Source organism: Bacillus sp. NMTD17 (assembly GCF_002998735.1).
Lineage (GTDB): Bacteria > Bacillota > Bacilli > Bacillales > Bacillaceae > Bacillus.
Genome location: NZ_PVRH01000003.1, coordinates 1 through 25,487, shown reverse-complemented (window position 1 = coordinate 25,487; position 25,487 = coordinate 1). Strand labels below are relative to the sequence as shown.

At 42.0% G+C, this 25,487-nt stretch carries 29 protein-coding genes; 5 read left to right on the top strand and 24 right to left on the bottom strand.

The window, feature by feature from the left end; all coding sequences use genetic code 11:
* Positions 1–14: 14 nt before the first annotated feature.
* The 8 genes from dnaK to gpr all read right to left on the bottom strand — a co-directional run bounded on the left by dnaK (position 15) and on the right by gpr (position 9,576).
* Positions 15–1,856: a molecular chaperone DnaK gene (gene dnaK / locus C6347_RS09645; RefSeq protein WP_034661361.1), complete on the bottom strand. Its 1,842-nt coding sequence runs from the start codon at positions 1,854–1,856 to the stop codon at positions 15–17.
* Between the two features lie 24 nt (positions 1,857–1,880).
* The gene (gene grpE / locus C6347_RS09640; RefSeq protein ID WP_034661362.1) at positions 1,881–2,438 is read right to left on the bottom strand and encodes a nucleotide exchange factor GrpE; all 558 of its coding nucleotides are present in this window, start codon (positions 2,436–2,438) and stop codon (positions 1,881–1,883) included.
* 63 nt (positions 2,439–2,501) lie between these two features.
* Complete coding sequence (gene hrcA, locus C6347_RS09635; protein WP_034661363.1) at positions 2,502–3,533, bottom strand: heat-inducible transcriptional repressor HrcA; 1,032 nt, start codon at positions 3,531–3,533, stop codon at positions 2,502–2,504.
* An 81-nt stretch (positions 3,534–3,614) separates the two neighbouring features.
* Complete coding sequence (gene hemW, locus C6347_RS09630) at positions 3,615–4,754, bottom strand: radical SAM family heme chaperone HemW (RefSeq protein ID WP_066030641.1); 1,140 nt, start codon at positions 4,752–4,754, stop codon at positions 3,615–3,617.
* A gap of 114 nt (positions 4,755–4,868) precedes the next feature.
* Positions 4,869–6,707, bottom strand: coding sequence for a translation elongation factor 4 (gene lepA / locus C6347_RS09625; RefSeq protein ID WP_060596649.1), 1,839 nt, complete (start codon positions 6,705–6,707; stop codon positions 4,869–4,871).
* Positions 6,708–6,838: 131 nt separating this feature from the next.
* Complete coding sequence (locus C6347_RS09620) at positions 6,839–7,171, bottom strand: YqxA family protein (RefSeq protein ID WP_106071618.1); 333 nt, start codon at positions 7,169–7,171, stop codon at positions 6,839–6,841.
* A gap of 14 nt (positions 7,172–7,185) precedes the next feature.
* Complete coding sequence (locus tag C6347_RS09615) at positions 7,186–8,394, bottom strand: stage II sporulation protein P (RefSeq protein ID WP_034661367.1); 1,209 nt, start codon at positions 8,392–8,394, stop codon at positions 7,186–7,188.
* A gap of 66 nt (positions 8,395–8,460) precedes the next feature.
* A complete protein-coding gene (gene gpr, locus C6347_RS09610) occupies positions 8,461–9,576 on the bottom strand; it encodes a GPR endopeptidase (protein WP_034661368.1) in 1,116 nt (371 codons plus the stop codon).
* 198 nt (positions 9,577–9,774) lie between these two features.
* On the opposite strand from gpr, the gene rpsT reads away from it, so the two are divergent.
* The gene (gene rpsT, locus C6347_RS09605) at positions 9,775–10,041 is read left to right on the top strand and encodes a 30S ribosomal protein S20 (RefSeq protein ID WP_008342485.1); all 267 of its coding nucleotides are present in this window, start codon (positions 9,775–9,777) and stop codon (positions 10,039–10,041) included.
* Positions 10,042–10,176: 135 nt separating this feature from the next.
* Here the strand turns inward: rpsT and holA are convergent, their stop codons facing one another.
* Complete coding sequence (gene holA / locus C6347_RS09600; RefSeq protein ID WP_060596647.1) at positions 10,177–11,196, bottom strand: DNA polymerase III subunit delta; 1,020 nt, start codon at positions 11,194–11,196, stop codon at positions 10,177–10,179.
* Positions 11,197–11,433: 237 nt separating this feature from the next.
* Here holA and C6347_RS09595 point away from each other — a divergent pair, with 237 nt between their 5' ends.
* Complete coding sequence (locus tag C6347_RS09595; protein WP_012010638.1) at positions 11,434–11,568, top strand: YqzM family protein; 135 nt, start codon at positions 11,434–11,436, stop codon at positions 11,566–11,568.
* A gap of 39 nt (positions 11,569–11,607) precedes the next feature.
* On the opposite strand, the gene C6347_RS09590 is transcribed toward C6347_RS09595, so the two are convergent.
* From C6347_RS09590 to C6347_RS09580, 3 genes are all read right to left on the bottom strand, one after another.
* The gene (locus C6347_RS09590) at positions 11,608–13,935 is read right to left on the bottom strand and encodes a DNA internalization-related competence protein ComEC/Rec2 (protein ID WP_106071617.1); all 2,328 of its coding nucleotides are present in this window, start codon (positions 13,933–13,935) and stop codon (positions 11,608–11,610) included.
* A complete protein-coding gene (locus C6347_RS09585) occupies positions 13,928–14,497 on the bottom strand; it encodes a ComE operon protein 2 (RefSeq protein WP_034661371.1) in 570 nt (189 codons plus the stop codon). The genes C6347_RS09590 and C6347_RS09585 overlap by 8 nt, the downstream gene beginning before the upstream one ends.
* 65 nt (positions 14,498–14,562) lie before the next feature.
* Positions 14,563–15,192, bottom strand: coding sequence for a helix-hairpin-helix domain-containing protein (locus tag C6347_RS09580; protein ID WP_106039273.1), 630 nt, complete (start codon positions 15,190–15,192; stop codon positions 14,563–14,565).
* A 90-nt stretch (positions 15,193–15,282) separates the two neighbouring features.
* On the opposite strand from C6347_RS09580, the gene comER reads away from it, so the two are divergent.
* Positions 15,283–16,131, top strand: coding sequence for a late competence protein ComER (comER, locus tag C6347_RS09575; protein ID WP_106071616.1), 849 nt, complete (start codon positions 15,283–15,285; stop codon positions 16,129–16,131).
* A 48-nt stretch (positions 16,132–16,179) separates the two neighbouring features.
* On the opposite strand, the gene C6347_RS09570 is transcribed toward comER, so the two are convergent.
* The 8 genes from C6347_RS09570 to C6347_RS09535 are packed head-to-tail and all read right to left on the bottom strand — an operon-like array spanning position 16,180 to position 21,197.
* Positions 16,180–16,923 (bottom strand): class I SAM-dependent DNA methyltransferase, encoded by a 744-nt coding sequence (locus C6347_RS09570; protein ID WP_106071615.1) that lies wholly within the window; start codon positions 16,921–16,923, stop codon positions 16,180–16,182.
* Positions 16,920–17,276, bottom strand: a complete 357-nt coding sequence (gene rsfS, locus C6347_RS09565; RefSeq protein ID WP_003217467.1) for a ribosome silencing factor — start codon at positions 17,274–17,276, stop codon at positions 16,920–16,922. The genes C6347_RS09570 and rsfS overlap by 4 nt, the downstream gene beginning before the upstream one ends.
* 12 nt (positions 17,277–17,288) lie before the next feature.
* Positions 17,289–17,852 (bottom strand): bis(5'-nucleosyl)-tetraphosphatase (symmetrical) YqeK, encoded by a 564-nt coding sequence (yqeK, locus tag C6347_RS09560; RefSeq protein WP_060596642.1) that lies wholly within the window; start codon positions 17,850–17,852, stop codon positions 17,289–17,291.
* A complete protein-coding gene (locus C6347_RS09555; RefSeq protein WP_060596641.1) occupies positions 17,842–18,411 on the bottom strand; it encodes a nicotinate-nucleotide adenylyltransferase in 570 nt (189 codons plus the stop codon). Before C6347_RS09555 ends, yqeK begins: the two co-directional genes overlap by 11 nt.
* A gap of 13 nt (positions 18,412–18,424) precedes the next feature.
* Positions 18,425–18,715: a ribosome assembly RNA-binding protein YhbY gene (gene yhbY / locus C6347_RS09550; protein WP_034661378.1), complete on the bottom strand. Its 291-nt coding sequence runs from the start codon at positions 18,713–18,715 to the stop codon at positions 18,425–18,427.
* Complete coding sequence (aroE, locus tag C6347_RS09545; protein WP_106071614.1) at positions 18,709–19,551, bottom strand: shikimate dehydrogenase; 843 nt, start codon at positions 19,549–19,551, stop codon at positions 18,709–18,711. The genes yhbY and aroE overlap by 7 nt, the downstream gene beginning before the upstream one ends.
* A gap of 21 nt (positions 19,552–19,572) precedes the next feature.
* Positions 19,573–20,673 carry a ribosome biogenesis GTPase YqeH gene (gene yqeH / locus C6347_RS09540; protein ID WP_106071613.1) on the bottom strand — a complete coding sequence of 367 codons (1,101 nt, stop codon included), beginning with the start codon at positions 20,671–20,673 and terminating at the stop codon, positions 19,573–19,575.
* Positions 20,674–20,675: 2 nt separating this feature from the next.
* A complete protein-coding gene (locus C6347_RS09535; RefSeq protein WP_034662006.1) occupies positions 20,676–21,197 on the bottom strand; it encodes a YqeG family HAD IIIA-type phosphatase in 522 nt (173 codons plus the stop codon).
* A 362-nt stretch (positions 21,198–21,559) separates the two neighbouring features.
* On the opposite strand from C6347_RS09535, the gene C6347_RS09530 reads away from it, so the two are divergent.
* Positions 21,560–21,700, top strand: a complete 141-nt coding sequence (locus tag C6347_RS09530; protein WP_003217327.1) for a sporulation histidine kinase inhibitor Sda — start codon at positions 21,560–21,562, stop codon at positions 21,698–21,700.
* Between the two features lie 135 nt (positions 21,701–21,835).
* Here C6347_RS09530 and C6347_RS19240 read toward each other — a convergent pair whose 3' ends face one another.
* The 4 genes from C6347_RS19240 to C6347_RS09515 form a co-directional block, all read right to left on the bottom strand.
* Entirely contained in the window at positions 21,836–21,985 is a 150-nt protein-coding gene (locus C6347_RS19240; protein ID WP_003217499.1) for a hypothetical protein, read from the bottom strand.
* Positions 21,986–22,063: 78 nt separating this feature from the next.
* Positions 22,064–22,792: an SGNH/GDSL hydrolase family protein gene (locus C6347_RS09525; protein ID WP_223249890.1), complete on the bottom strand. Its 729-nt coding sequence runs from the start codon at positions 22,790–22,792 to the stop codon at positions 22,064–22,066.
* An 84-nt stretch (positions 22,793–22,876) separates the two neighbouring features.
* The gene (locus C6347_RS09520; protein ID WP_060596638.1) at positions 22,877–23,617 is read right to left on the bottom strand and encodes a polysaccharide deacetylase family protein; all 741 of its coding nucleotides are present in this window, start codon (positions 23,615–23,617) and stop codon (positions 22,877–22,879) included.
* Between the two features lie 176 nt (positions 23,618–23,793).
* Positions 23,794–24,915: a Rap family tetratricopeptide repeat protein gene (locus C6347_RS09515; protein WP_034661385.1), complete on the bottom strand. Its 1,122-nt coding sequence runs from the start codon at positions 24,913–24,915 to the stop codon at positions 23,794–23,796.
* A 234-nt stretch (positions 24,916–25,149) separates the two neighbouring features.
* On the opposite strand from C6347_RS09515, the gene C6347_RS09510 reads away from it, so the two are divergent.
* Positions 25,150–25,487, top strand: a 338-nt coding sequence (locus C6347_RS09510) for a sigma-70 family RNA polymerase sigma factor (protein ID WP_141227722.1), incomplete at its 3' end; no start/stop codon positions are given.

Below are 25,487 nucleotides of genomic sequence, written 5' to 3'. Positions count from 1 at the left end.
AAAAGTAAAGGTGATTATTTTTTCTCTTGATCGTCGTTTACTTCTTCGTATTCTGCATCCACTACATTGTCATCTGCTTTTTGAGCACCTTCAGCGCCGCCTTCTTGCTGAGCTTGTGCTTGTTTTGCAGCTTCTTCATAGAGCTTTGTCGTTAGTTCTTGAACGATTGTTTGCAGCTCATCTTTTTTCGCTTTGATGTCTTCAAGCTCGCCTTTTTCGATCGCAGCTTTTAGTGCATCTTTCGCGTCGTTTGCTTTTTTCACTTGCTCTTCATCGATTTTGCCTTCTAGATCTTTTAATGTTTTTTCAGTTGTAAACACTAATTGATCTGCTTCATTGCGCACTTCGATTTCTTCTTTTTTCTTCGCATCTGCTTCAGCATTTTCTTCTGCTTCTTTTACCATTTTTTCGATCTCATCATCAGAAAGACCTGAAGAAGATTTGATTGTGATGTTTTGCTCTTTGCCTGTACCCATATCTTTCGCACGTACGTTGACAATACCGTTTTTATCGATATCAAAAGATACTTCGATTTGTGGTACGCCGCGTGGTGCTGGCGGGATGTCAGTCAATTGGAAACGGCCTAATGTTTTGTTATCTGCTGCCATTGGGCGCTCACCTTGCAGGACATGGATGTCTACCGCTGTTTGGTTGTCAGCAGCCGTTGAGAATACTTGAGATTTACTTGTTGGAATGGTTGTATTACGTTCAATCAGCTTCGTGAATACGCCGCCCATTGTTTCAATTCCTAAAGAAAGTGGTGTTACGTCAAGAAGAACAACGTCTTTGACATCTCCTGTGATGACTCCACCTTGGATCGCCGCACCAAGAGCAACCACTTCATCAGGGTTTACACCTTTATGAGGCTCTTTGCCTGTTTCTTTTTTGATTGCTTCTTGTACTGCAGGAATACGAGTTGATCCACCAACAAGGATGACTTTATCAATCTCGCTAGCAGATAAACCAGCATCTTTCAAAGATTGACGTACAGGTGTCATTGTGCGCTCTACAAGATCTGCAGAAAGCTCTTCGAATTTAGCACGCGTCAGCGTTAATTCAAGGTGAAGAGGACCTGCTTCTCCAGCTGTGATAAATGGCAATGAGATTTGTGTAGAAGATACACCTGAAAGATCTTTTTTCGCTTTTTCAGCAGCATCTTTTAAACGCTGAAGCGCCATTTTATCTTTAGAAAGGTCAATACCATTTTCTTTTTTGAATTCAGCTACTAGGTGATCAATGATGACTTGGTCAAAATCGTCTCCACCAAGACGGTTGTCACCAGCAGTTGAGCGTACTTCAAAGACCCCGTCTCCAAGCTCAAGGATTGATACGTCAAATGTACCGCCGCCAAGGTCGTATACAAGAATCGTTTGATCTTCTTCTGTTTTATCTAAACCATACGCAAGTGCAGCTGCTGTTGGTTCGTTGATGATACGTTCTACTTCAAGACCAGCAATTTTACCAGCATCTTTTGTCGCTTGGCGTTCTGCATCGTTGAAGTAAGCAGGAACTGTGATTACAGCTTTTGTTACTTCTTCGCCAAGATAGCCTTCAGCATAAGATTTAAGGTGTTGAAGAATGATTGCAGAGATTTCCTGCGGTGTATAGTTCTTGCCTTCAACTTCTACTTTATAATCTGTACCCATATGTCTTTTAACAGACATGATCGTGTTCGGGTTTGTAATTGATTGACGTTTCGCTACTTCACCAACTTGGCGCTCTCCGTTTTTAAAAGCGACAACAGATGGTGTTGTACGTGCTCCTTCAGCGTTTGCAATAACTTTTGGCTCTCCGCCTTCAAGTACTGCAACACATGAGTTTGTTGTTCCTAAGTCAATCCCAATGATTTTACTCATAATCGATGACCTCCCATTATGTAGTTATTGATTTACTTTTACCATTGATGGACGAATAACTCGGTCTTTGAGTTTATAGCCCTTTTGCAATTCTTCTACTACGATATTTGAATCGACATTTTCATCTTCAACTTGCATGACGGCTTGATGAAGGTTTGGATCGAACTCTTTGCCGACAGCTTCAATCGGTTCAACGCCTTCATTTTTCAACGCTTCTACCAGCTGGCGGTAAACCATTTGCATTCCTTCTAACAAACTTTTCGTCTGCTCATTGTCTGGATCAATTCCAAGCGCTCTTTCAAAGTTGTCAAGAGCTGGGAGAAGATCGCTGACAACATGTTGAGAACGATATTTTTGCACGGTCTCCACTTCAGTTCGAGCACGGCGTTTATAGTTTTCAAAATCTGCTTGAACACGCAGAATTTTGTTTTCTTTTTCATCTAGAAGCTGCTGCAATTCATCGATTTTCTCTTGGAAGGCAGACTGTTCATCATGTGTTACTTCCTCAGTATCTGCTTGAACTGCTTCTTCTTGTGCTTCAACCTCTGCTTCTTGCTCAGGTGTCTGTTTTTCTTCTGACATTGTGTTCACCTCCCTCAAAAGATTCAAGAATACGAAGGGGCAATGCCCCTATCTTTTATCACCCTACTCATCATACAAATTGGAAAGTGCGTTTGACAAGTCTTTTGATACATGATGCAAAAGACTAACGACTCGCCCGTAATCCATGCGGGTTGGACCGATGATGGCAATGGAGCCAAGTGATTTTTGATCAATCGAATAAGTGGCTGTGATCAAACTGCAGTTCTCCATTGCTTCCAAATTGTTTTCTGAACCGATTTTAATGGTGATTCCTTGCTGATTTGGATGAAACAGCTGCATGACATCATTCTTTTGCTCAATCAGCATCATGAGTGAGCGAATGCGGTCGATGTCATGAAACTCTGGCTGATTCAACATATTAATCTTCCCGCCAAAGAAAAGTTTTGATTCATTTTGTGTCGATGTAAATGTGCTGCCCAGCGCATCTAAAATGTGATCATAATCTTTTAAATGTGTGCGCAGAAGCATGACCACTTCTTTATACATCCTGTCCTTCAGCTGGTCCATTGGAACGCCAGCTAATCTGCTGTTCAAAATATTCATCAGCTTCTCAATATCGGAGACATCGAGATGCTCAGAGAAGGTAATGGTTTTGTTTTCAACATGCCCGCTGTCTGTAATCATGATCGCTACTGCTTTGTTTGGCTGAACGGGGACAAGCTGAATTTGCTTTAATCGATTTTCACTTAGCTTTGGACCAAGCACAATCGATGTATAGTTTGTGAGATCTGATAAAATTTCCGCCGATTTTTGAACTGTTTTTTCCAGCTCAAAAATTTTCTCCTGAAAAGCCGACTGGATGAGCACAAGCTCTTTAGACGACAGTTTTCGCGGAGAGAGCAAATGATCTACATAATAACGATATCCTTTTTCTGAAGGAATTCTTCCAGATGAAGAATGGGTCTTTTCAATAAAACCAAGTTCCTCCAAATCAGCCATTTCGTTTCTAATCGTCGCAGAGCTGAATGTGATGTCCTCTTTTTTAGAAAGAGTCCTTGACCCAACTGGCTGCGCCGAACGAATAAAGTCATTAATGATGACTTGCAGAATCAAAAGCTGACGATTTGTTAACATCATCATCACCCCTGTTAGCACTCTCTTTCAACGAGTGCTAATTGTATAAACAAAATTACCAAACTCAAATTAAAATGTCAATTATAACTCACCGAGAAACGCTTGAAATACTTCATTTCCTAACAATTTCCCTTTTCTTGTTAGACGAATGCCGATGTCATCTTTTACAATGAGACCTTTTTCTTCTAATTCTTCAAGAACAGTGGAAAAAAGAGCTTCTGGTGCAACACCATATTTGGCTTGGAAGTCGGCACTTTTCACCCCTTCGATCTTTCGAAGGCCTAAGAACATTTCTTCTTCAATCTGCTCTGCTTTTGTGACCTGATGAGTTTCCTTATACGGGAACCCAGTTTGCTCAATCAGTTCCAAGTAATGCTTCACAGGCCCTGCGTTCACATTTCGGATGCCATCTACATACCCGTGTGCTCCTGCACCGAAACCGAAGTAGTCTTCATTGCTCCAATAGGTCAGGTTATGCTGGCTTTCAAAGCCAGGTTTTGCGTAATTGCTAATTTCGTATTGCTTTAATCCATGTCGCTCCATTTCATCCATCACAAGCTCATACATTTCAGCCTCACGTTCTTGCGGCGGTAAATGCAGTTTGCCTTTTTGCATTAAGTTGTAAAAAACTGTTTTCGGCTCCACAATCAGTGAGTAGACAGAATAATGCTCTGCCCCTAATGAGAAAGCTGTCTCAAGTGAATTCATCACATGATGCTTTTCTTGATGCGGCAATCCAAACATGAGGTCGAGGCTAATGTTGTCAAACCCAACCGCTCTTGCTCGCTGGAAAGACGTGAGGACATCTTTCTTTTGATGAACTCGTCCGATTTTTTTGAGTAAATCGTCTTCAAAGGTTTGCACCCCAAAGCTTAGCCGATTGACGCCGGCTGCTTTTAATACATGCAGCTTCTCGAGTGATAATTCATCTGGGTTCGCTTCCACTGCAAATTCAACCAGATGCTTTGCCGGTTTTAACACACGGTGAATGCTGTTCATGAGCTGGTCTAGCTGGCTGACGGTCAGTGATGTCGGCGTTCCCCCGCCAATAAAGATCGTCTTTAGTTCTTGCTCGCCCTTTTGCTCGATCGTGTGCTGCATCTCTTTTTCAAGAGCCGCTAAGTATTCATCGACTGGCTGCGTTTTAATGAAAAATTTATTAAAATCACAATAGTGGCAAATGTGCTCACAAAATGGAATATGAATGTATGCTGCTTTCATTTGATGACACCTTCTTTACAGGTAAAGAGCCGCAGTTTATCGCTGCGGCACCTTTGTTTGTTTTCGACTATAAACGCCAAGGCTGACATTGTAAAGCAGGTTGCCTTGAGGGTGTTATTTTTTTGGTGTGCTGTCGTCCATCTTCAGCACAGCCATAAATGCCTCTTGCGGGACTTCAACAGAGCCCACTTGTTTCATGCGCTTTTTCCCTTCTTTTTGCTTCTCAAGAAGCTTCCTTTTCCGGGAAATGTCTCCACCATAACATTTAGCAAGTACGTTTTTACGCATCGCTTTAATGGTAGAACGAGCCACGATTTTTTGTCCAATCGCTGCTTGAACTGGTACTTCAAAATGCTGGCGTGGAATGAGTTCTTTCAGCTTTTCTACGATGATTTTGCCTCGTTCATATGCGTAATCGCGGTGAACAATAAAGGAAAGGGCATCGATTTTTTCGCCATTCAGCATGATATCCATTTTCACTAGAGTAGATGGGCGGTAGCCAATCAGCTCATAATCAAAGGACGCATAGCCTTTTGTGTTGGACTTGAGCTGATCAAAGAATTCGTACACGATCTCCGCCAAAGGAATTTCGTACACAATGCTCACTCGGTTTGCATCAAGGTATTGCATATCAATGAAATTGCCGCGCTTTCCTTGGCAAAGCTCCATGACAGAGCCTACATAATCATTCGGCACCATCATTGTTGCTTTCACGTATGGTTCTTCAATTTTCTCAATCTTTTGCGGATCAGGCAGATTCGACGGGTTATCTACGACGATTTTTTCTCCGTCTGTCATATACACATCGTAAATAACACTTGGTGCTGTCGTAATAAGATCGATTTTGAATTCACGTTCAATCCGTTCTTGGATGATTTCCATATGAAGCATTCCAAGAAAGCCGCAGCGGAAACCGAAGCCAAGTGCTTGGGACGTCTCTGCCTCATATTGAAGGGAAGAATCATTTAATTCAAGCTTTTCTAAGGCTTCACGTAAGTCATTATATTTCGCTGTGTCAATTGGATAAAGTCCGCAGTACACCATTGGGTTCAGCTTTCTGTATCCTGGCAGCGCTTCTTTCGCTGGGTTCTCCGCACTTGTGATCGTATCCCCCACACGTGTATCACCGACATTTTTAATCGCTGCTGTTAAGTAGCCAACATCTCCAACAGTGAGTTCATCTGTCGGCATCGCTTTTGGTGTGAATACGCCGACTTCAAGCACTTCAAATTCTTTGCCCGTCGCCATCATTTTGATTTTCTGACCTGGTCTGACGGTTCCTTCAACAATTCGTATGTACGCAATAACGCCGCGATACGCATCGTAGAGAGAATCAAAAATAAGAGCTTGAAGCGGTGCTTCTGGGTCTCCAGCAGGTGCCGGGACCTTTTCGACGATTTGTTCTAAAATATCTTCGATCCCAATACCCGCCTTAGCAGAGGTGAGAACAGCTTCAGACGCATCCAACCCGATGACATCTTCAATTTCTTCTCTTACACGCTCAGGCTCTGCACTTGGCAGATCGATTTTATTGATAATCGGAAGAATCTCTAAGTTGTTATCAAGAGCTAAATAAACGTTCGCAAGTGTCTGTGCTTCAATTCCTTGTGCTGCATCTACTACAAGAATCGCACCTTCACAGGCAGCAAGGCTTCGAGATACCTCATAGGTGAAGTCGACATGCCCTGGTGTATCAATCAGGTGCATAATATATTCTTCTCCATCCTTCGCCTTATATTTCAGCTGGACAGAGTTTAATTTAATCGTTATGCCGCGTTCACGCTCTAAGTCCATGGAATCAAGTAATTGTTCTTTCATTTCTCGCTGAGTAATCGCCGCTGTTTTTTCCAAAATACGGTCCGCCAATGTGGATTTCCCATGGTCAATATGGGCGATAATAGAGAAATTTCGAATTCTTGATTGCCGTTCTAATCGTTTTTCTTTATCTGTCACAATCTATCACTCCTACTATAAAACGCGGGTTGCGCTAGCTTAGATTATATCAATAGGGCTGTAAAGATTCAATCGAAATCAAGAAAAGCCGCTCATCGGTCAGCGGCTTTAGTCATATGGTGTTGATTTGTTTATTTCCCATTCATCCAATCATAAAGAGAACGGGCTGCATGTGTCATGCCATTAGACAGCGCTTTTCCTGCCTTGGAGAAGGCATTAAAGCTCTCTATTTCCTCAAGCTGCTTTTGTTTTTCGGCAAGATCCTTTTCTGTAACAGCCGTTCCTAAGATAGAGGCTTCTCGTTCTTTATCTTCGTTCATTTGGATGGAGAACGCGCCTTTTAATTGCGGGTCATGGTAACCCTTCATTTGCAGCATGCCATTATTCGCCTGCTGCATTCCTAAAAAGACGCCAAATAGCAAGACTAGTCCTAAAATAATGGTTTTTCCAATAAATGATCCCATGCACCGTCACCACCTTAAGAGCGTTTTTTCTCATCCTTTGCTTTGCCGTTTACCTTTTCCGCGTCCCAGAAAATGTCGCTGAAGACATCAGCTGCTGCATTGGATGCATTTTTCAATTCTTCCATATTATTATCCACTCCGCCAAATTCTAAAAGAAGGGCTTTGTCGGATAAATCTTGATTATAAATTCCATTATCGCCAATTTCTCCTTTGGCAAACACACCGACACTAAGACCTTTATATTTTTTCTCCATCAAATGGTGGAACTCCGTCGCAAGCTTGAGGTTTTTCTCATAGCTTTGATTCTTCTTCCCTACAACAAACGCAATTCTCGCATATTTTTTCCCTTTGATCTCGACAGTGGTGTCTTTCTTTCTTCTTGAGTCACGGTGGATATCAATTAAATATTCGAGGTCATCATTTTTCGCTAAGGCTTCTTTTACGACCAATCTTGATTCATTATAAGACTGGGGATACTTTAATCCTTTTTGCAGGAGCCTTTTTTCAACTTCCGTTTTGTCGACCGTATTCCCGATGCCTTGCTGATCAAGCGCCTTTCCGAACATGTCGCCGACAAGGGTGACATTCACTTTTGAGTGCCGTGCATTGTTTGGATTCGTTTCTCCTTTTAAAAATGGTAAATATGATTCCGTATTATGCGTGTGGTAAATGTACACGGCTTTTCGTTTTCCTGTCGACCGGTCCGGCTCTTTCGCAGGCTTTTTCGGCACATCTTTGTCGAGCTTGTCCAGCTCTGCCAAATTTGCTTCTTTTTCATCTTGGATGACTTCACTTGGCGGCGGCGATTCCATTGGCATGTTGGTATAGTCTGTTCCTTCACCCGCTAAGATGATTTTTGTATCAAAATGTTCAAAACCTGGGAGTTCTCTCCCTAGAAAACTACGCGGGTCTTCTAAATTGATACTAGTCGCAAGCTTGAGTGACAGTCCAGAGAAATGAAACCCTTTTTGATCTTTCGGGACTGCTGAGGCGAAATATTGATTTTCCATACCCATTAATGTAGCGAAGAAGGCTCCGGAAAGCTCATCTGCTACACCATATAGTGAGGCTTGCGGCCTCAGCTCTGGCTTTAAAGATGTCAACGCCCCTGACATCACAAACACCACAACAAGCGAGGCTATAAATAAGAAAATGCTTTTCACTACTTTTGTTCCATTAATCGCAACGACCAACTGTCGAGGACGGCGGGGTCTTTTTTTCATGATTTACTCCCTCCAGCACGCTTTCTAGTAATTACACTATGAGCGAGCTAGAGAAAGTAGAACCGATTAATGATTATAAGAACCCATGTTATCTTGAGAGATTTTTTGATGGAGTGCTGTATTTAATCCATTGGCGAGTACGTTTGCCATATCATCAATGAATGTATCCACTTCCTTAGGCGTGACCATTAAATTTTGCCCTAGCGGCGCAAGTACTTCATGGATCAGCTGCCGTTTCTCTTCTTCCGGAAGAGTCCCTACGATACCTAAAAATGATTGACGCGTTTCCTCATCTGGTAAGTCTTCTTCGTTTAGCACTTTTTTCTTCCCAAAAGTCAAACCAGCCGGCACAAGAGAGCGGGACGGCCGGTCATCTTTCAGTTCTCTACCAAAATGCTTTAAGACATAATCAATTGTGTCACTTGCAATGGTTACTGCATCTACCACTGTTGGAACGCCAATCGCAATCACTGGAATTCCCAACGTTTCTTTGCTTAATTCTTTCCGCTTATTCCCTACACCTGAACCGGGATGGATGCCTGTATCAGAGATTTGAATCGTGGTATTCACCCGTTCCACTGCACGAGCAGCAAGAGCATCGATTGCAATGACAAAATCAGGTTTGGACCGCTCGATTACACCTTGTATAATGTCGCTTGTTTCAATACCGGTCAGTCCCATCACTCCCGGTGATAAAGAGGACACTGGGCGATACCCTTCCTGTACATTTTCCGGCTGCAATTCAAAGAGATGCCGGGTCACAAGCAGGCTTTCAACCGTGAGCGGGCCTAGCGCATCTGGCGTGACATTCCAGTTTCCTAGTCCTACTACAAGACAGCTCGCATCAGCCTGAATGCCTCGGTCTTTTAAAAACTGAGCAAAATGACGCGCAAATACTTCGACGACTTTTTCCTGCATCTCAGAATCTTTCTCCCGAATGCCCTGCGCCTCAAGCGTCAAGTATGTTCCTGCCTTTTTGCTGGTCAGCTCCTCCCCTTCTTTCGTGATCTCCACTGTGCGTATACGGATGCCGTGCTCCTCTTTTTCCTTTTCGACAATCCCTTGAATTCCGTCCTTTTTGACGACATTCGGATCGTTCTCTTGTTCTAGTATCTCTTTTGTTTCAACAGCCAAGTCTGTCCGGATTTGATAAGCACTTAAATCAAGTTTCTGTTTCTCCATAAAAAGACTCCTTCCACCAAGTAATTAACAGTAGTCTTTCCATCTCTTTAAAGAAACATTCGAGCGCTTCATCAATGAAAAATACTTTACATTTATATTGCATTCTAAAGGTGTGTTTGATAGAATACAACTTGTTCTATTGTGAAGATTTAACCTTAAGACAATTGTGTTTAGGTTGTATCTTAGGAGGTGAAACACATGCCAAATATTAAATCAGCGATCAAACGTACAAAAACGAATAACGAACGCCGTGCACACAACGCAACAATCAAGTCTGCGATGCGTACTGCGATTAAACAAGTTGAAGTTTCTGTAGCTAACAACGATGCTGAGCAAGCAAAAGCTGCTCTTTCTTCTGCTGCAAAACGCATTGACAAAGCCGTTAAAACTGGTCTTGTACACAAAAACGCAGCTGCGCGTTACAAGTCAAGACTTGCTAAACAAGTAAACGGACTTTCTGCATAATGCTTGCAACGCCTCAGTGATGAGGCAACTGTTTAACTGTACGTCCGTCCTGACCGGCTCAGCCATTAGGACAGACTGGCAATTATACATCTAAACAAAAACGACCCTCTTTTTAGAAGGTCGTTTTTTTTATGTTCAAGCGCCCAATAGTCGAAGCAGGAACAATTCTAGCAATAGCTGCTTGTCCTTTTTACCGGTTTTCATTTCATAATCGATCGTTGATAGCTCTTTGACAATCTGCTTGAGCTCTTCTTCTGAAAACAGCCTTGCCTGATCCATAGCAAGTTTGACGCGGAATGGGTGGACTTTTAGATTTGAAGCAATTTGTTTTTGCCCATATCCTTGCTGAGCGAAATACTTCGTCTGCAAAATCAATCGAAATTGAGTTGATATGAGTGCTAATATTTTAATGGGTTCCTCATTTTGTTTCAGCAAATCATAAAACATCTGCATGGCCTCAGAGCGGCGTCTGTTGACAATTTGGTTAATTAATTCGAAAATATTCTGCTCTAAGCTTCTTGCAACGAGCTGATTGACATCCGCTAATTCAATTTCTTCTCGTTCTCCAATATATGTACTCAGCTTCCTGACCTCTTGAAACAATGAGGATAGACTCCCACCGCATAGCATCACAAGCTGCTCAGCCGCTTCAGATGTCATCGCCTTTCCTTCTGTTTTCACCAGTGTAATGGTGAAATCCGTTGTTTCTTTTGGGTTTAACTCTTTTGCCTCAACCATAGCCGCTTTCTTTTTTAGCAATTTGGTGATTTTCTTCCGTTCATCCAGCTTTTCATATGGTGCTAATAACACGAGAATGGTATAAGGCGCCGGCTTTTCTAAATAAGCTTCTAACACAGAAAGCTCATGCTCAATCTTCTCCTTTTTCTTTTCCGCTGTAAGAAAATAAGGATTCTTGATCACAACGAGACGCCTTTCTCCCATAAACGGAAAGGTTTCTGCATCCGTCACAGCCTGTTCAAGCGGCACCTCTTCCATATCAAAGACGGAGTAATTAAAATCCTTCGTCTCCTCGTCTACTACAGCTTGTCTTAATTTAGCTGCTGTTTCTTGCAGTAAATACGTTTCTTTTCCATATAAGCAATAAACGGGATGGATATCCCCTCTTTTTAAATTGTTCCAAACTTCAAAGACCATAAATTGAATCCCTCTCTTTCACTTCCTCCTCTATCCTAAAGTGTGTGAAGACATTAGTAAAGAGGAAGCTGAAAGTGCCGCCTCCTCATTTATAGTAAACGTCTGGTGCAAGCTCCCGGGTCAGCTCGCTGTCAGACGATATTCATAAAATGATCATGAAAATGGAAAACGGTTACTTTACCTTCTAGCAATTCCAAATGAGTTCAAGTATACTAAAATTAGCCAGGAGGGATGAAAATGAATGAATTTGAAAAAAATGTTCAAAGCAAGCGGAATGATGTGACCGACTCAGCCGTTGGTTTTATCGTCACATTCGGATTTTTCGCCTCAATGTTTATTTTGGCAACAATTATACACCTCGTTGGATCTTAACTTCATGATTGCTAAATGACTGCCGTTTAGGCAGTTTTTTTATTGATTTTGTAAGATATCATATGGAGGTTGCGTGTAAAACGTTCCTTTCTTCTCAAGAAATTCATAGGTCACACTCCCGTCTCGATCTGTGCGGTACACCTCCATTTGATGATCCTTTAGTTTTTTCAAAACTTCCTGATGAGGATGCTGATAACGATTGCGTTCACCAGCCGAAATGAGTGCATAGGACGGCTCCAGATGTCGAAGCCACTCCTCACTTGTTGACCCTTTACTCCCATGATGCCCAACCTTTAAGACATCCGCTCGCAGGTGGGGATAGGCTTCTATGATGTCTCGTTCCCCTTCTTGTTCAAGGTCTCCAGTGAACAGAAAACGTTTCCCACCAAGAGTAAAAGCCAGAACGAGTGAATCATTGTTCTTACTTGTCACCCGGTCTTGCGAAGGGTGCAGAACCTCAAATATGTGCTCTCCAACTCGGAGCTGATCTCCTCTTTCTAATTCATCAATAAATATCCCTTTTTTAGCTGCTTCTTTTAGCAGCTTTGCGTCCTCTGGACTTCGGGCAAAGCCTTTTGGTATGGCCAGCCGCTTTACTTTATTTCGGTTGATTAAACGAACCGCTTCTCCCATGTGATCTTGATCCGCATGCGTGAGAATCAGTACATCAAGTTTTGCTATACCTTTAGAATGCAGAAACGGGATCAGCGTTTGATCACCGATCGTAGATACTTTACGTCTTTTTTTCCACGGTTCCTCTTCAAAAGAAAGTCTGCCCCCTGTATCCACAAGCAGATGCCCCTTTCGATAGGGCAGTTGAATAAACAAACTATCCCCCTGTCCTACATCCAGCATCGTGACCTCCCCTTTTTGGAGAAAGTTCGGAGTAAAAAAGTGTACACTCAAAACACCAATAGAAAAAAGAAGTGGCACAGAATAGGATTTCACAGAAGCTTTGCACTCCATCACAAACAGCAGAAAAACAATGGCACTCACTTCCAGAAGAATATGCCACCAAGTAGATTTCATAAAAATCAAGTTAAACCCATCAAAAACTGCCATATATGCTGACAACTGATGACTTAGCTGGATGACCGAATCAAGCAGCTGGAACAATGCTTGTCCAAAAGGGAGATAAATGATGGACAAAAGAAAAAAGAGTAAGGACAGAGGCAGGACAACCGTCGTATAAAAAGGGACAAACATCATATTCAATGGGATGCTCAGCAAAGAAAATTGCTGAAAATGATATAAAAGAACAGGAAGTGAGGCAAGCTGCGCAACAAAGGATATAAGGAATAACTGCATCACTGCACTTTTCGCTTGTGATAAGATTTTGGTCGATAACAAAATAAAGAACGTTACCACGAATGAAAGCTGAAATCCGATATCAAATAGATATAGAGGATGAATCGCTAATAAGAGTAAAAACGTTGCGCTTAATACGACAGCAGAAGGCTGTTTCATTTCTTTCGGCAGGCTCGTCATCGCTAAATAGATTCCTGCCATGAGACAAGCTCTTAAAACCGATGGTGCAGCACCTGTCAAACAAGCATAAACAGGAAGAAAGAATAATAGAAGAATACGTGCTGTCTCTCTTGTCACACCGGCACGAAGCAGACACCAAAATAAACAGGCAAGAAGCGTTTGCACATGCAGTCCTGAGATCGCTAACAGATGAATAATGCCGAGCATTTGATAGTCTCTTAATGTGTCAGGATCAATCAACTCACGATCACCAAAAATAAGGGCCTGTACAATGCCTACAGAGTTTTTCGGCACATGATCTTCTAAGAATTTTAAGCCCTTTTGTCTCATCGCTTGAAGATAATAGGAAGGTCTGTCTTTTTTTGTACAGCCTTTGATTGACTGCGGTAAGAAAATGGCGCTAATGCCTTTTGATTTTAGAAATTGATCGTATTGAAACCCGTTAGGAATGGTTGCGTGTTTAGGCGGCCGAACATCACCTGTCATATGACAGCTCATACCTGGCTCTACATCTTTTAGCGCCTCTTTTTCACGCTCTGTTTGAATGGTATAGAAAGCGGCTAGCCGTTCATGTTCTGTTGACACAGTTGCTGAAAAACGATTGCCATCTGTTTTCGGAATACTTTCAATCACAACGGAGCCGGAAAGAAATTTTTCTTGTACAGGTTGATCCGTTTCAAAAAACTCATGAACCATAAAAATAAGAGTATAAACAGCTCCACATAGGCTGACCATTAGAAAGAGCCGGGGAATTTTTTTCAGTAGGCTGAGAAGTAATATGATGAGAAGAAAGAGAAGGAAATACATATGAAGATGATATGCAGCCAGAGCAATTCCAACAGCTGCTGAAATTGCCCCAAACGGCAAATAATTAAACATAGGAAGTAAATAATTGATTCGCCTTCTCATGCATAACGCGAATTTCTGTTTCACTAAGTCCTGATTCACTTAACTTGCCAATTAAATCTGCAACAAAGGCCAATTTTTCTTGATTTTTTAAGTCGATGATCATTTCATCCAGTTCAACTTGTTCCGTTTGAACACCTGCCTGCTCAAATAAATCAACGGCATATGGGTGATTTTTATAATCCTTTGCATAGTACACGGTTCGAATACCCGCTTGAATAATGGCTTTACAGCACTGCAAACAAGGAAAATGCGTGACATATATTTCAGCATCCGCTGTAGGTGCACCAAATTTGGCACATTGTAAAATAGCGTTCATTTCCGCATGGATGGTGCGAACGCAGTGATGATCAATGACATAGCATCCCACATCTGCACAATGGACATCACCAGCAATTGAGCCATTATATCCCCCTGCAATGATACGCTTGTCTCTGACGATGGTCGCCCCAACAGCTAACCGCTCACAGGTGCTTCGTAAAGCAAGCAAATGGCTTTGTGCCATAAAATATTGATTCCATGAAATTCTTTCCACGAGCTGATCCCTCCAGAATGATGGTTGGTATTAAGTGTACATGCCTTCCTTCTATACCGTCAATTCTACTTAACGGTCAATTCACTTTTCAGCCGTTCAATGGTCTTCTCCCCAAAACCTGAAATGTTCCGCAAATCTTCAATTTGTTGAAATTCCCCGTGTTCCTCTCTGTACGTAATGATGGCTTCTGCTTTAGCTGGCCCTATTCCGTTAATAGTTTGCAATTCCGCCGCATCAGCCTGATTGACATTGACACCTTGACTCTTTTCATTACCCGATGGAGCGTCAGCAGCTGCTATTTGCGTCTGCCTCTCCGCTTCTCCCTGCTTCCGGACATAAATCATCATACTGTCCTCTAATTTTGCTGCTTGATTGATTTCAATCGTGTCTGCTTTACTAGTAAAGCCCCCTGCTCTCCGGATCGCTTCTTCTACCCGTGCATCAGATTGAAACTTATAAACACCTGGTTTTTTCACAGCTCCTTTGACCTCTACAAAAATGGGAGATGATTCATGATCGGTCTTTTCTTGTTTGTCTTCTAATGTGACTTGTATGTCTTTATCTTCCTTCAATACACTTGGCTCTCTGCTGCTCTCCCTATTTCCTGCGAAAAGGAAAAAAGTGATGATGATCACGACCATGAGCCCAGCTCCGATATAAAGACTGTATTTTTTCAATGGAATGAGTCGCTTCACGTGCTCACGCTTCTTTCAATCATATTTTTCTATTGCTCAACATACTGTTTAGAAGATAACAGATCCTATGCGTCTAAGGAGGGAGAACGTTTGAATATAGGGATAATCGGTACAGGAAACATGGGTACCATACTTACTGAGGCATTTATTGAATCAAAGGCAGTCAATCCCTCATCCATCACCATCACAAACCGGACCATTGAAAAAGCGTTCAATATAAAAAAGAACCACCCAGAGCTTGAAGTTACGAAACAGCTTACAGGAGCTGTCACGAATAAAGATTTTATCTTTGTTTGTGTCAAACCACTTGATATTTATCCACTTTTAAAAGAGCTGAGCCCTCTTTTAACAGAGCACCAAACCATTGTCATCATCACAAGCCCGGTACATCCTGAACAGCTTCAGGATATCGTTCCTTGTCAAACAGCACGGCTGATTCCAAGCATTACGAACCGCGCTTTATCAGGGGCGTCACTTTTAACATTTGGATCGTCATGCAATGTCGCGACGAAAACAGCGTTAAGACAGTTAGCTTCCTGCATTTCAACACCCGTTGAGATTCATCATTCGATTACAAGAGCGGCGTCAGATATCGTCAGCTGCGGTCCTGCCTTTATCAGCTTTCTCGTTCAGAAAATGATTGAAGCAGCTGTCGAACAAACAGATATTTCCAAAGAAGAAGCCACCACCTTATCAGAAGATATGCTTGTAGGACTTGGCCGTTTGATTGAAAAAAGAGTCTATACCCTTCCGACACTGCAAGACAAAGTGTGTGTTAAAGGCGGCGTCACTGGTGAAGGGATTAAAGCACTTGAAGCAGGTGTTCAAGATATGTTTCACCGCCTCTTTCAAAACACCCATGAAAAATTCGATGAAGACCTTGAAGCGGTTGCGCATCAATACCCGCCAAGTGTGTTTACTGATGATCGCAGAAATTAATCATCTCTGCAACAAGCGAAAAAAGGGTTTTAAAAAACCATCGTTCCATTAAACGATGGTTTTTGGTTTCTTAGCTGAAATGAAATATCTTTCGGCGAATTCCCCAGGGACTTCATTTGTAAAATCAGCAGTCACTTCTATCTGTACAAAGCCAGCGGACTCAAGGAACGCCGCATATGTCTCAAATGGAAATGTGCGCTGTTCATGTGTCTCATCATAACGCTGATACACGTCTCCGTCCTTTACAAAAAAGCTTAAATCGTGAATGACCGAATACACGTCATCCCCTTTATCACTCTGCCAAATATAGCTGATCTCTTCATCCTGATCGGCATAAGTCGAACCTGGGAATACCTCTTCCATTTTATAAGGTGTATGAACATCAAAGAGTAAAACCCCATCTGCCTCTAAAAGCTGAAACATGTTTTTAAAGGTTTTTTTGACGTCATTTTCGTTTTTTAAGTAATTTAAGGAATCACAGCAAATAACCGCTGCTTGAAAGACTTGCTCAAAACCCGTAAGCTCTCTCATATCTTGGTGTAAAAATTGAATTGACTGCCTTTTCGCCTGTGCTTTTTGCTGCGCGAAGGCCAGCATTTCTTCACTGAGGTCAATTCCTGTGACTGTGTGGCCCTTTTCAGCTAACCGAAGAGAAATCTCTCCAGTTCCACAGCCAACATCAATAATGGCAGCATTCGGTTTGATATTCTGCTGGATCCACTGAACCCATTCATCATAAGGTGCATGTGTCATGAGCTCGTCATACACATCTGCAAACCCTTGATAAATCATGAGTTAATGCCAAGTGAAAGCGTTTCTCTCGGCGCATCTCCCCATAGCTTCTCTAGGTTGTAGTATCCTCTTTCTTCTTTGTGGAACACATGAGCAATGACATCACCAAGATCAATCAATACCCATCTTGCTTCATCAAAGCCTTCCATCTTCTTCACTTCGATTCCACTTTCCTCTGCAAGATGTTTTACTTCTCTTGCAATGGCCTGCACTTGCTTATCAGAGTTCCCGTGACAAATGAGAAAATAATCGGCAACAAGTGAGATTCCTTGCATATTAAGGGCAATAATATCCTCAGCCCGTTTATCATCGCATGCTCCTGCCGCGACGTTTAAAATTGATGATGAATCCATCCAAATTCCTCCTTAATTGTTCTTATGCACAAGCGAGTTGTAAGTAGCCAATGTATCTGGAAAGACTGGCTGATTCTTTTTCAATAAGAAGCTGATGGTGTTTTTTAGTGACTGAACCAGCGCGCTATCCAAATCATGCTCTGCTAACTCTCTTACTTCTTCAACACCAGGGAAATGACGTCCTGGTTCGATATAATCAGCGACATAAATGACCTTTTCAAGTAATGTCATGTTTGGCCTGCCTGATGTATGAAATTCAATGGCAGTTAAAATGTCTTGGTCGTTAATAGCTGCTTCCTTTTTAACCAGATAAGCACCAACCGGGGCATGCCAAAGCTCAGGCGAATATTCAAGCAATAGAGGGTTCATCTGTTCCTTCTGGATAATTCCCTTCATTTCTTCCTTTGGTCTAAATTTCGCATAATCATGAAAAATAGCGGCGATCTCTGCTTTTTTCACATCTGCACCGAACCGTTCCGCTAATGAAATGGCTGCACTCATGACCCCGAGTGTATGTGTATATCTATGCTCTGTTAACTGCTCTTTGACACAGTTCAATGCTTCTTCACGATTCATATAAATGATGCTCCTTTATATAACGCTCAACAGCTTTCGGTATCAAATAATCGACAGGTTTTTCCTGCTTTATTCGCTGCCTAATCAATGTCGATGATACATCAAAAGCTGGAACATCTGCAAATAAAAGAGGATATGCCGTACTTCCGGCATAACCCGGTCTTTTCATCCCAATAAAGGTGATCATCTGAAGCAAATCATCAATCCGATGCCATTTTGGCAAATACTCGACCATGTCAGCTCCAATCATAAAAAAGAACTCATCTTCAGGATGACGCTTCTTTAAAAGCTCCACCGTATCCACTGTATAAGATGGACCCTCTCGCTCCATTTCAATGAGCTCCAGCCGAAAATGTGGATTTGACTGGATCGCCGCTTCCACCATTTTCACCCGGTGACGACTATCTGCTCGTTTCCGGTCTGTTTTATGAGGGGGCTTGTGATTTGGGATAAACCACATTTCATCAAGCCCTACTTGAAAACGCACCTCATTCGCCATCAGCAAATGCCCATTATGAGGAGGATCAAACGTACCGCCAAACAACCCTATTTTTTTCATATCACATCCACCTTTACGGCAGCTTAATTTGTTTATTTTCCTTCGATTCTTTATAAAGGACAATCACATTTCCGATCGTTTGAACAAGTTCAGCTTTTGCACCTTTTACAAGTGCTTTCGCAACTTCCGTTTTGTCCTCGTCGCAGTTTTGTAATACGCTGACCTTTAACAGTTCTCTTACTTCAAGCGCCTCGGAAATTTGCTTGATCATATTGTCATTTACCCCGCCTTTTCCTACTTGAAAAATAGGTGATAAATGATGTGCTTTTGCACGTAAAAAACGTTTTTGTTTCCCTTTTAACATGGTGTTCCTCCTAATTTCTCTATCACAATTGACTTCATTTTTCTGACGTCAGGCGTGATGCCTGTCCACAATTCAAAGGCTCTTGCTGCTTGTCCAACAAACATGCCGACACCATCTACTGTTTTCAAACCTAACCCGGCTGCTTCTTTGAGCAGCTTTGTTTCTATTGGATTATACACAATATCACAAACGACCGCTGTTTTTTTTGCGTTTGCTAAAGAAATCGGGGTTTCTTCAACATTCGGGTACATACCGATTGAGGTCGTATGGATGATGACATCATATTCCCCAAGTCGTTCTTCTGCTGTCTTTAAAATAATGGCACTAGAAGTAATGTTCCCATCTGCACTTTCAATTAAAGCCTCAGCTTTTTCAATGGTTCGGTTGGTGATATCAAAGCTTTTCGGTGCATACTCAGCGATTGTCGTATAAATCGCTCTTGCCGCTCCGCCAGCACCAATCATAAGAAATGACAGCTCTGATAATGGCTGATCCAAGGCTTCAAGCAATGAATGAAGAAAGCCCTCTCCATCTGTGTTGTACCCAACGAGCTGACCTCCTTCAAGCCGCACCGTATTGACTGCACGCAGGCGTTCAGCTGTCACATCAATTTTATCAAGGTACTGCATAATGTCTACCTTGTGCGGAACAGTGACGTTAAAGCCGCTGATTCCTAAGGCTTTCATACCATGAATGGCATCTTTAAGGTCTTCGTCTTCTACTTGAAAGCCATGATAATGTCCATCAATCCCAGCATCCTTCAATGCTGCATTATGAATATCCGGAGACATTGAATGACCAACAGGGTTACCGATTAATCCGTATAAAGGTTTCAAGGTCTCTCCCCCTTTGAACATTTAAATTAACGAACGTCTCATAAACACATGAACGCCTTTTGGCGCATAGACTTTGATTTGCTTCCCTGCATCATTTGCCGTTACCCATCCTAAGCCTGAAAAGACGATGTCCATTTTCGGCTGATCAATCGTAAAGGTATGCGGAACGAGCGGAGGGAAATCTTCCATCCCCTCTTTTGATGGCGGTGATAGCAGTTCCCCGGCATGTTTTTCATATAAATCATCTGCGTTCTCTAACTTTGTTCTGTGTATGTTCAGCTCATTTGGCATATAGCAGACAAATGACGTTCTGCCGCCTTTTACATAATCAAATCGAGCAAGGCCGCCAAAATAAAGCGTTTGTGCTTCATTTAATTGGAACGTTCTCGGTTTCAATTCTTTTTTCGGCGCTAAGATCTTCAAGTCATTTTTGCTGACATAGTGCGCCATCTGATGACGGTTGATAATGCCCGGCGTATCAAATAGAGCAGATCCGTCATCAAGCGGGATCTCAATGGCATCAAGTGTTGTACCTGGATATTGGGATGTGGTGATCACGTTCTCTTCGCCAGATACTTCTTTGATGATTCGATTGATAAATGTGGATTTTCCAACATTCGTACAGCCGACGACATAGACATTTCTTTCTTCGCGGTAATGATCGATCGCTTCCATCACCTCAGGTACGCCCTGACCTCTGCTTGCACTGATTAAGAAAACATCGATCGGGTTCAATCCGTTTTCTTTCGCTTCCCGTTTCATCCAATGAATCAGACGATCTTTTTTCACGGATTTCGGTAAAATATCTACTTTGTTGCCGACGAGTAAAATCGGATTACCACCGACAATACGACTCAGCCCATTGATCCAGCTTCCGTTAAAGTCAAAAATATCAACGACCTTTACAATCAGAGAATCTGTCTCTCCAATGCTGTGCAATATATTTAAAAAGTCGTCTTCTGTTAAAGAAACATCTTGTATTTCATTGTAGTTCTTTAACCTAAAACAGCGCTGACAGATCACATCTTCTTTCAATAGAGATGCTGCCGGCGCATATCCTAATTGATCTTTATCTTCCGTCTGAATGGCTACACCGCAGCCAATACAAACAACCTTTTCCATTATTACTCTTCCTCCCACTGAATGTGGCCCTTACGCTTTAAGGCTCCTAAAATTCTGCGTTCAATCTGCCTGTTAAACTTGGTGAAAAATCCGTCCGAGGCAGCGACAGGGACGACCAAAATCGTATGGAAGCCATGACGATTCCCGCCTAGTACATCGGTCATGAGCTGATCCCCAATGACCACCACATCTTCTTTTTTCAATTGCATATCAGAGACTGCCTTATTAAAGGCTCTTCCCATAGGCTTTTTCGCTTTATAAATAAACGGGATATGAACTGGTTCAGAAAAAAGCTTGACCCTTTTTTCATTATTGTTCGATACAATCGTCACTTGTATCCCGTGATCCTTCATTTCTTGAAACCATTCAATTAAGCGGGGCGTCGCACTTGGACGGTCCCATTCTACTAGTGTGTTATCTAAATCGGTAATAATTCCTTTTACATTTCGTTCTTTTAGTTTTTGCGGTGAAATGTGGAAAATGCTTTTCACAAATTCATCCGGTAAGAAATACTTCTTTAGCACAATTTGCACCCTTTCTTCCATTGGTTTTTCAGCGATTGTGTCGAATCAAATCACAATTTGTCTGTCTATCGAATACAATGAAAAAGTTTTCGACATATGATGAGGACCTTCAACAGGTGTGGATAATTTTACACACATTATCCACCTATATTTCATCACGCTTTCATTCAATTATAAACACTCTACCCACAAGTTATCCACTTCACCATGTGGATAACAGAACGATTGTTCTTGTTTCCCATTCATGGTAGATTAAAGGTACTTCAGAGACATTCGATCAACCTATGATGATATGTCTTTTCCTTAAGTTTTATGCCAACTTTTTCAGGGGAGGTGTTTTTCCCATCATATGGGTTTCTAGTATGAAAAAGCTGTCAGATGATTTACTTATAGAATCGTATTATAAAGCAAATGAAATGAACTTAAATCGCGACTTCATTGAATTAATTGAGACAGAAATGAAAAGACGTTCGCTCGGGCATATGCTCTCTGTTTCCTCTTAATTCCATTTCGCAGGAACCATGCCTCCCGAGCACTCTCCTTTTTTAAACTCAGGTGACTGATATTATATCACTTGCGCTATAGGCTTACTACTATTTTCCGTAAAAAACACCCCTTCTCATCAAAGAAGAGGTGTCTTATTTGCAAGGCTGTTCATTCCAAAACCATAACCCTCCGCCTACGACCAAAATGACCACAAGGAACACAACAAGAAAAGCGTAACCGATTCCTGCTCCTTGAGCTGGATAAGGTGAACACGCAGGGTAAGGATAAGGGCATCCCCACATATCAGTTACCTCCTTCTAGGAAGATATACTGTTAGACTATGCTGGATGGATGGTCTTGTTTAGGCAGATGGCCATCATTTAAAAATGTTTGATGACATCACGCTCTTTGATTTCGTTATAAATAATTCTTGCCCCTTTTGGCGTCATATGATTGCCAGAAGGGTCGATCAAACCTGATTGAATCAGCGCATTGTCACTATCTTCACCAGCTTCTCGGATGAACGCTTTCCAATTGTCGACAAGCGGTACTTGCTGATCCTTGGCTATTTCTCTCGTAATGTCATTATAGGAATTTTGCCAAGCTCTTGCCCCGCCTCTCTCAGCAAAATAAGATGACTTATACCTAGAGTAGTAATACAAGCCCTTTTTTCCGCCTTCTACAACAGGTACACAGGTCATGAGAATCGGGGTAATGCCTTCTTTTCTACTTTCAGAAATGAAGTAGGATACATTTTCTTTAAATCGTTTTTTCGTCACGCGGGGATGTTTCCCATCTAAAATCGCCGCATCATTCGTACCGAACATGATGAGGACGTAAGTTGGTTTCTGCTTTAAAATATCCTGCTCAAAGCGAAGCTTCGCGTCTTCAGTTGTCTGCCCACCAATGCCCGCATTCTTCACTTGAATTTGGCCGCGCTCGACGTTTTTCATGAGATTCACCCATTTTTCAGATGTTGGATAATCTCGAAAGTCCCAGTTTGATCCCCTTGTATTGCTGTCGCCAAATGCAATGACACTTTCTTGTTCTGGCTTTGAGCACCCAGCAGCGACACAAAGCAGGATAAAAAGGACAACACATTTCTTCACAACATTCACCTCCAAAAGCCCTCTTCATATAGTAAACGACAAGACTTTTGGTTTCAATGAATGACTGTTTTTGACGAATGCTTCCTATTGCAGTTGAACAGGTACATACGCTTTGTCATGATGCAGCAGTTCGCTCACTTTGACAAATTCATAGCCTCGGTCCTTTAATTCAGGAATCACTTGTTTCAGTGCTTCTACCGTCTGCTTCCGATTGCCCCCGCCATCATGCAAAAGAATGATATCGCCGCCTTGAATATGATCAATAATCCGGCTCGCAATTTTGCGTGAGCCTGGTCTTGACCAGTCCTTCGGATCTTGCGTAAAGGACCACATGACCACATCATATCCTTGCTTTGACAAAATGCGGAATGATGTCATCGTCAAGCGGCCACCAGGGGGGCGAAATAATAAGGGTCCGCCAGGCTGAAGTGAAGCGATATGAGCCGATGATTCTTTTAATTCCTGCTTGATCTCCTTTGATGATAACAGGTCAAAATACGTATGATTCATCGTGTGATTGCCAAGCTCATTTCCCTCGCCTACGATTCGTTCCGCAATCTCTGGATATGTATGAATACGGCTGCCTACAACAAAAAAGCTGGCATTCACTTGATGCTCCTTGAGCACATCCAATACTTGATTCGTGTACACTGGATGAGGTCCATCATCAAAGGTCAGTGCAATCTTTTTTCGTTCCTGTCTCATGTCCCAAAAAGCTCGTCCTGTTTTTTCTAGGTCGATCCTTTTTAATGTTCGAGCCTCTATTTTATTAGGAACAAACGTGCATAGCAGCAATATACACATCAAGACATGCAACCCTCTCATTTGACCGCCTCCACAGAACATTCTTACAGATTAAATTGCCCGCTTTTTGATGAATCATTCAGCATTCATAGTCACGGTCCGCATCTCTGACTTCTTTTTTGACATAAAAAAAGCCGGCCCATCAGGCCCGCTTTTTATTTCACGTTTGGTTTCTCTCTTCAACTGTCGAACGTTGCTTAGAATTCATACAGACACTCTCCTTCTTGGATTTGATTTTGAGCCCATAATAATTTCTGATAATACTGGTTGGACTTCTGGTATTGTTGAGAGGCTTCTAAGGCTGTCGCAATTTCTAGTGAGATATCCTCTATATAAGAGTATAGGCTAAGTTTTTCCAAATAATCAATGGTTTTTTGCAGTTGTTCTTCATTCATTCCTTGAACATATAAAGCATCCAGATACTCAAACATATGACAAAACAGCTGGTCTTCATGCTTCTTTGCAGCTAATTTTCCATCTTCTAATATGCGGCGTGCTTCCACTTGTTCATTTTGTCTAAAAAGCAGTTTTGCCAGCGTATAGAGCGTATGCGGAAGCGTGGGAAGCTGCTCTTTACAGGCAATATCAGCCGATTCCGTTAAATAGCGTTCTGCTTCCTCTCTATAGCCCAGCTCCCCATAACATTTTCCTAAATTATAAAGCGCTGAACTGTATATCCGCGGGTGATCAATCTGTGATGCGAGCTGTTTTGCCTTTTTTAAATGAGGCAGTGCCCGGTCTTTTCGTTTTAGATCTTGATAGTTTCCTGAGATAACAAAAAGGCACTGAATGATGCGAATAGAGTAGGCATCATGCTGATCGTATATTTCCAGCGCCTTTAAAATATGATGCATCGAGACATGCGTTTGCTTCATTATATAGTAGGCTTCTGCTACTTTAAAATGAAACTCAGCCTGCTCAATATCATCAAATACCATGGACAGCTGTTTTTCTGCCACTCGATAATATTTGACGGCTTCTAAATATTCTTTTTGACTAAACTCATGCATGCCACGAAAAAATGCATGGTAATAATGCAGCATATCAGATAACTCATGATTGGAATTTTCGATTTTATCGACAAGATTAGATACTGAGAAAGGTTGATATTTTGAAGGGTGTATATAGTCAAGCATGATTTGGTGCCGAAAACACATGAGCTGATAATAAATCAGTAAATGCTGGTCCTCTTCCATCCGTTCAATTTCCGCTTCTACTTCTGCTTTCAGGATTTCCGCATCTGGAACACTGAACTGCCGTATCATTCGATACCATTCATTAATTTTCATACCTACATGTGAAGAAAGAACCTTCCCCATGTTCCGAAAAAACCCCTTCCTTTTCGGTCTAATATTACATATTTTAGCACGCTTCTTGACCGCCAAGCACCGCAAAGAAACCGCAAACATATGAGAAGGGCAGCAAAAACAGACGAACAGAAGCCCGTTTTTTTCGAAAAAGATGATTTTTTCATCGTACAGACACAGACAATCCCCCCTTCACATACATTTGAGGATATAGGCAGTGGCCTAAACATGGTGGAGGTGAAAATCGTGGCAGGAGTATTTACAGCGATGGGATTGATGGTCAAAGAATTGGTGTTCTTGGTGTCCTATGTCAAAAACAATGCCTTTCCACAGCCCCTTTCAGGAGATGATGAAAAAAAATACTTAGCCCTTATGGCACAGGGCGATGAACACGCGAGAAATATGCTGATTGAACATAACCTTCGGCTCGTCGCCCATATTGTCAAGAAATTTGAAAATACCGGGGAAGACGCTGAAGACCTCATCTCCATCGGGACGATCGGACTCATTAAAGCCATCGAAAGCTATTCCTCTGGAAAAGGAACAAAGCTGGCAACGTATGCGGCGCGGTGTATTGAAAACGA

Bases quoted from the DNA above. Each gene is read 5' to 3' on its own strand.
- C6347_RS09515 (WP_034661385.1), bottom strand. From the start codon at position 24,915: ATGGGGAAGGTTCTTTCTTCACATGTAGGTATGAAAATTAATGAATGG.
- hrcA (WP_034661363.1), bottom strand. From the start codon at position 3,533: ATGTTAACAAATCGTCAGCTTTTGATTCTGCAAGTCATCATTAATGAC.
- C6347_RS09530 (WP_003217327.1), top strand. From the start codon at position 21,560: ATGAAAAAGCTGTCAGATGATTTACTTATAGAATCGTATTATAAAGCA.
- C6347_RS09520 (WP_060596638.1), bottom strand. From the start codon at position 23,617: ATGAGAGGGTTGCATGTCTTGATGTGTATATTGCTGCTATGCACGTTT.
- rsfS (WP_003217467.1), bottom strand. From the start codon at position 17,276: ATGGATTCATCATCAATTTTAAACGTCGCGGCAGGAGCATGCGATGAT.
- C6347_RS09620 (WP_106071618.1), bottom strand. From the start codon at position 7,171: ATGGGATCATTTATTGGAAAAACCATTATTTTAGGACTAGTCTTGCTA.
- grpE (WP_034661362.1), bottom strand. From the start codon at position 2,438: ATGTCAGAAGAAAAACAGACACCTGAGCAAGAAGCAGAGGTTGAAGCA.
- C6347_RS09590 (WP_106071617.1), bottom strand. From the start codon at position 13,935: ATGTTTAATTATTTGCCGTTTGGGGCAATTTCAGCAGCTGTTGGAATT.
- rpsT (WP_008342485.1), top strand. From the start codon at position 9,775: ATGCCAAATATTAAATCAGCGATCAAACGTACAAAAACGAATAACGAA.
- C6347_RS09555 (WP_060596641.1), bottom strand. From the start codon at position 18,411: ATGAAAAAAATAGGGTTGTTTGGCGGTACGTTTGATCCTCCTCATAAT.
- C6347_RS09570 (WP_106071615.1), bottom strand. From the start codon at position 16,923: ATGATTTATCAAGGGTTTGCAGATGTGTATGACGAGCTCATGACACAT.
- yqeK (WP_060596642.1), bottom strand. From the start codon at position 17,852: ATGAATCGTGAAGAAGCATTGAACTGTGTCAAAGAGCAGTTAACAGAG.
- C6347_RS09595 (WP_012010638.1), top strand. From the start codon at position 11,434: ATGAATGAATTTGAAAAAAATGTTCAAAGCAAGCGGAATGATGTGACC.
- yhbY (WP_034661378.1), bottom strand. From the start codon at position 18,715: ATGTTAAAAGGGAAACAAAAACGTTTTTTACGTGCAAAAGCACATCAT.
- holA (WP_060596647.1), bottom strand. From the start codon at position 11,196: ATGGTCTTTGAAGTTTGGAACAATTTAAAAAGAGGGGATATCCATCCC.
- C6347_RS19240 (WP_003217499.1), bottom strand. From the start codon at position 21,985: ATGTGGGGATGCCCTTATCCTTACCCTGCGTGTTCACCTTATCCAGCT.
- dnaK (WP_034661361.1), bottom strand. From the start codon at position 1,856: ATGAGTAAAATCATTGGGATTGACTTAGGAACAACAAACTCATGTGTT.
- C6347_RS09615 (WP_034661367.1), bottom strand. From the start codon at position 8,394: ATGAAAAAAAGACCCCGCCGTCCTCGACAGTTGGTCGTTGCGATTAAT.
- gpr (WP_034661368.1), bottom strand. From the start codon at position 9,576: ATGGAGAAACAGAAACTTGATTTAAGTGCTTATCAAATCCGGACAGAC.
- hemW (WP_066030641.1), bottom strand. From the start codon at position 4,754: ATGAAAGCAGCATACATTCATATTCCATTTTGTGAGCACATTTGCCAC.
- yqeH (WP_106071613.1), bottom strand. From the start codon at position 20,673: ATGGAAAAGGTTGTTTGTATTGGCTGCGGTGTAGCCATTCAGACGGAA.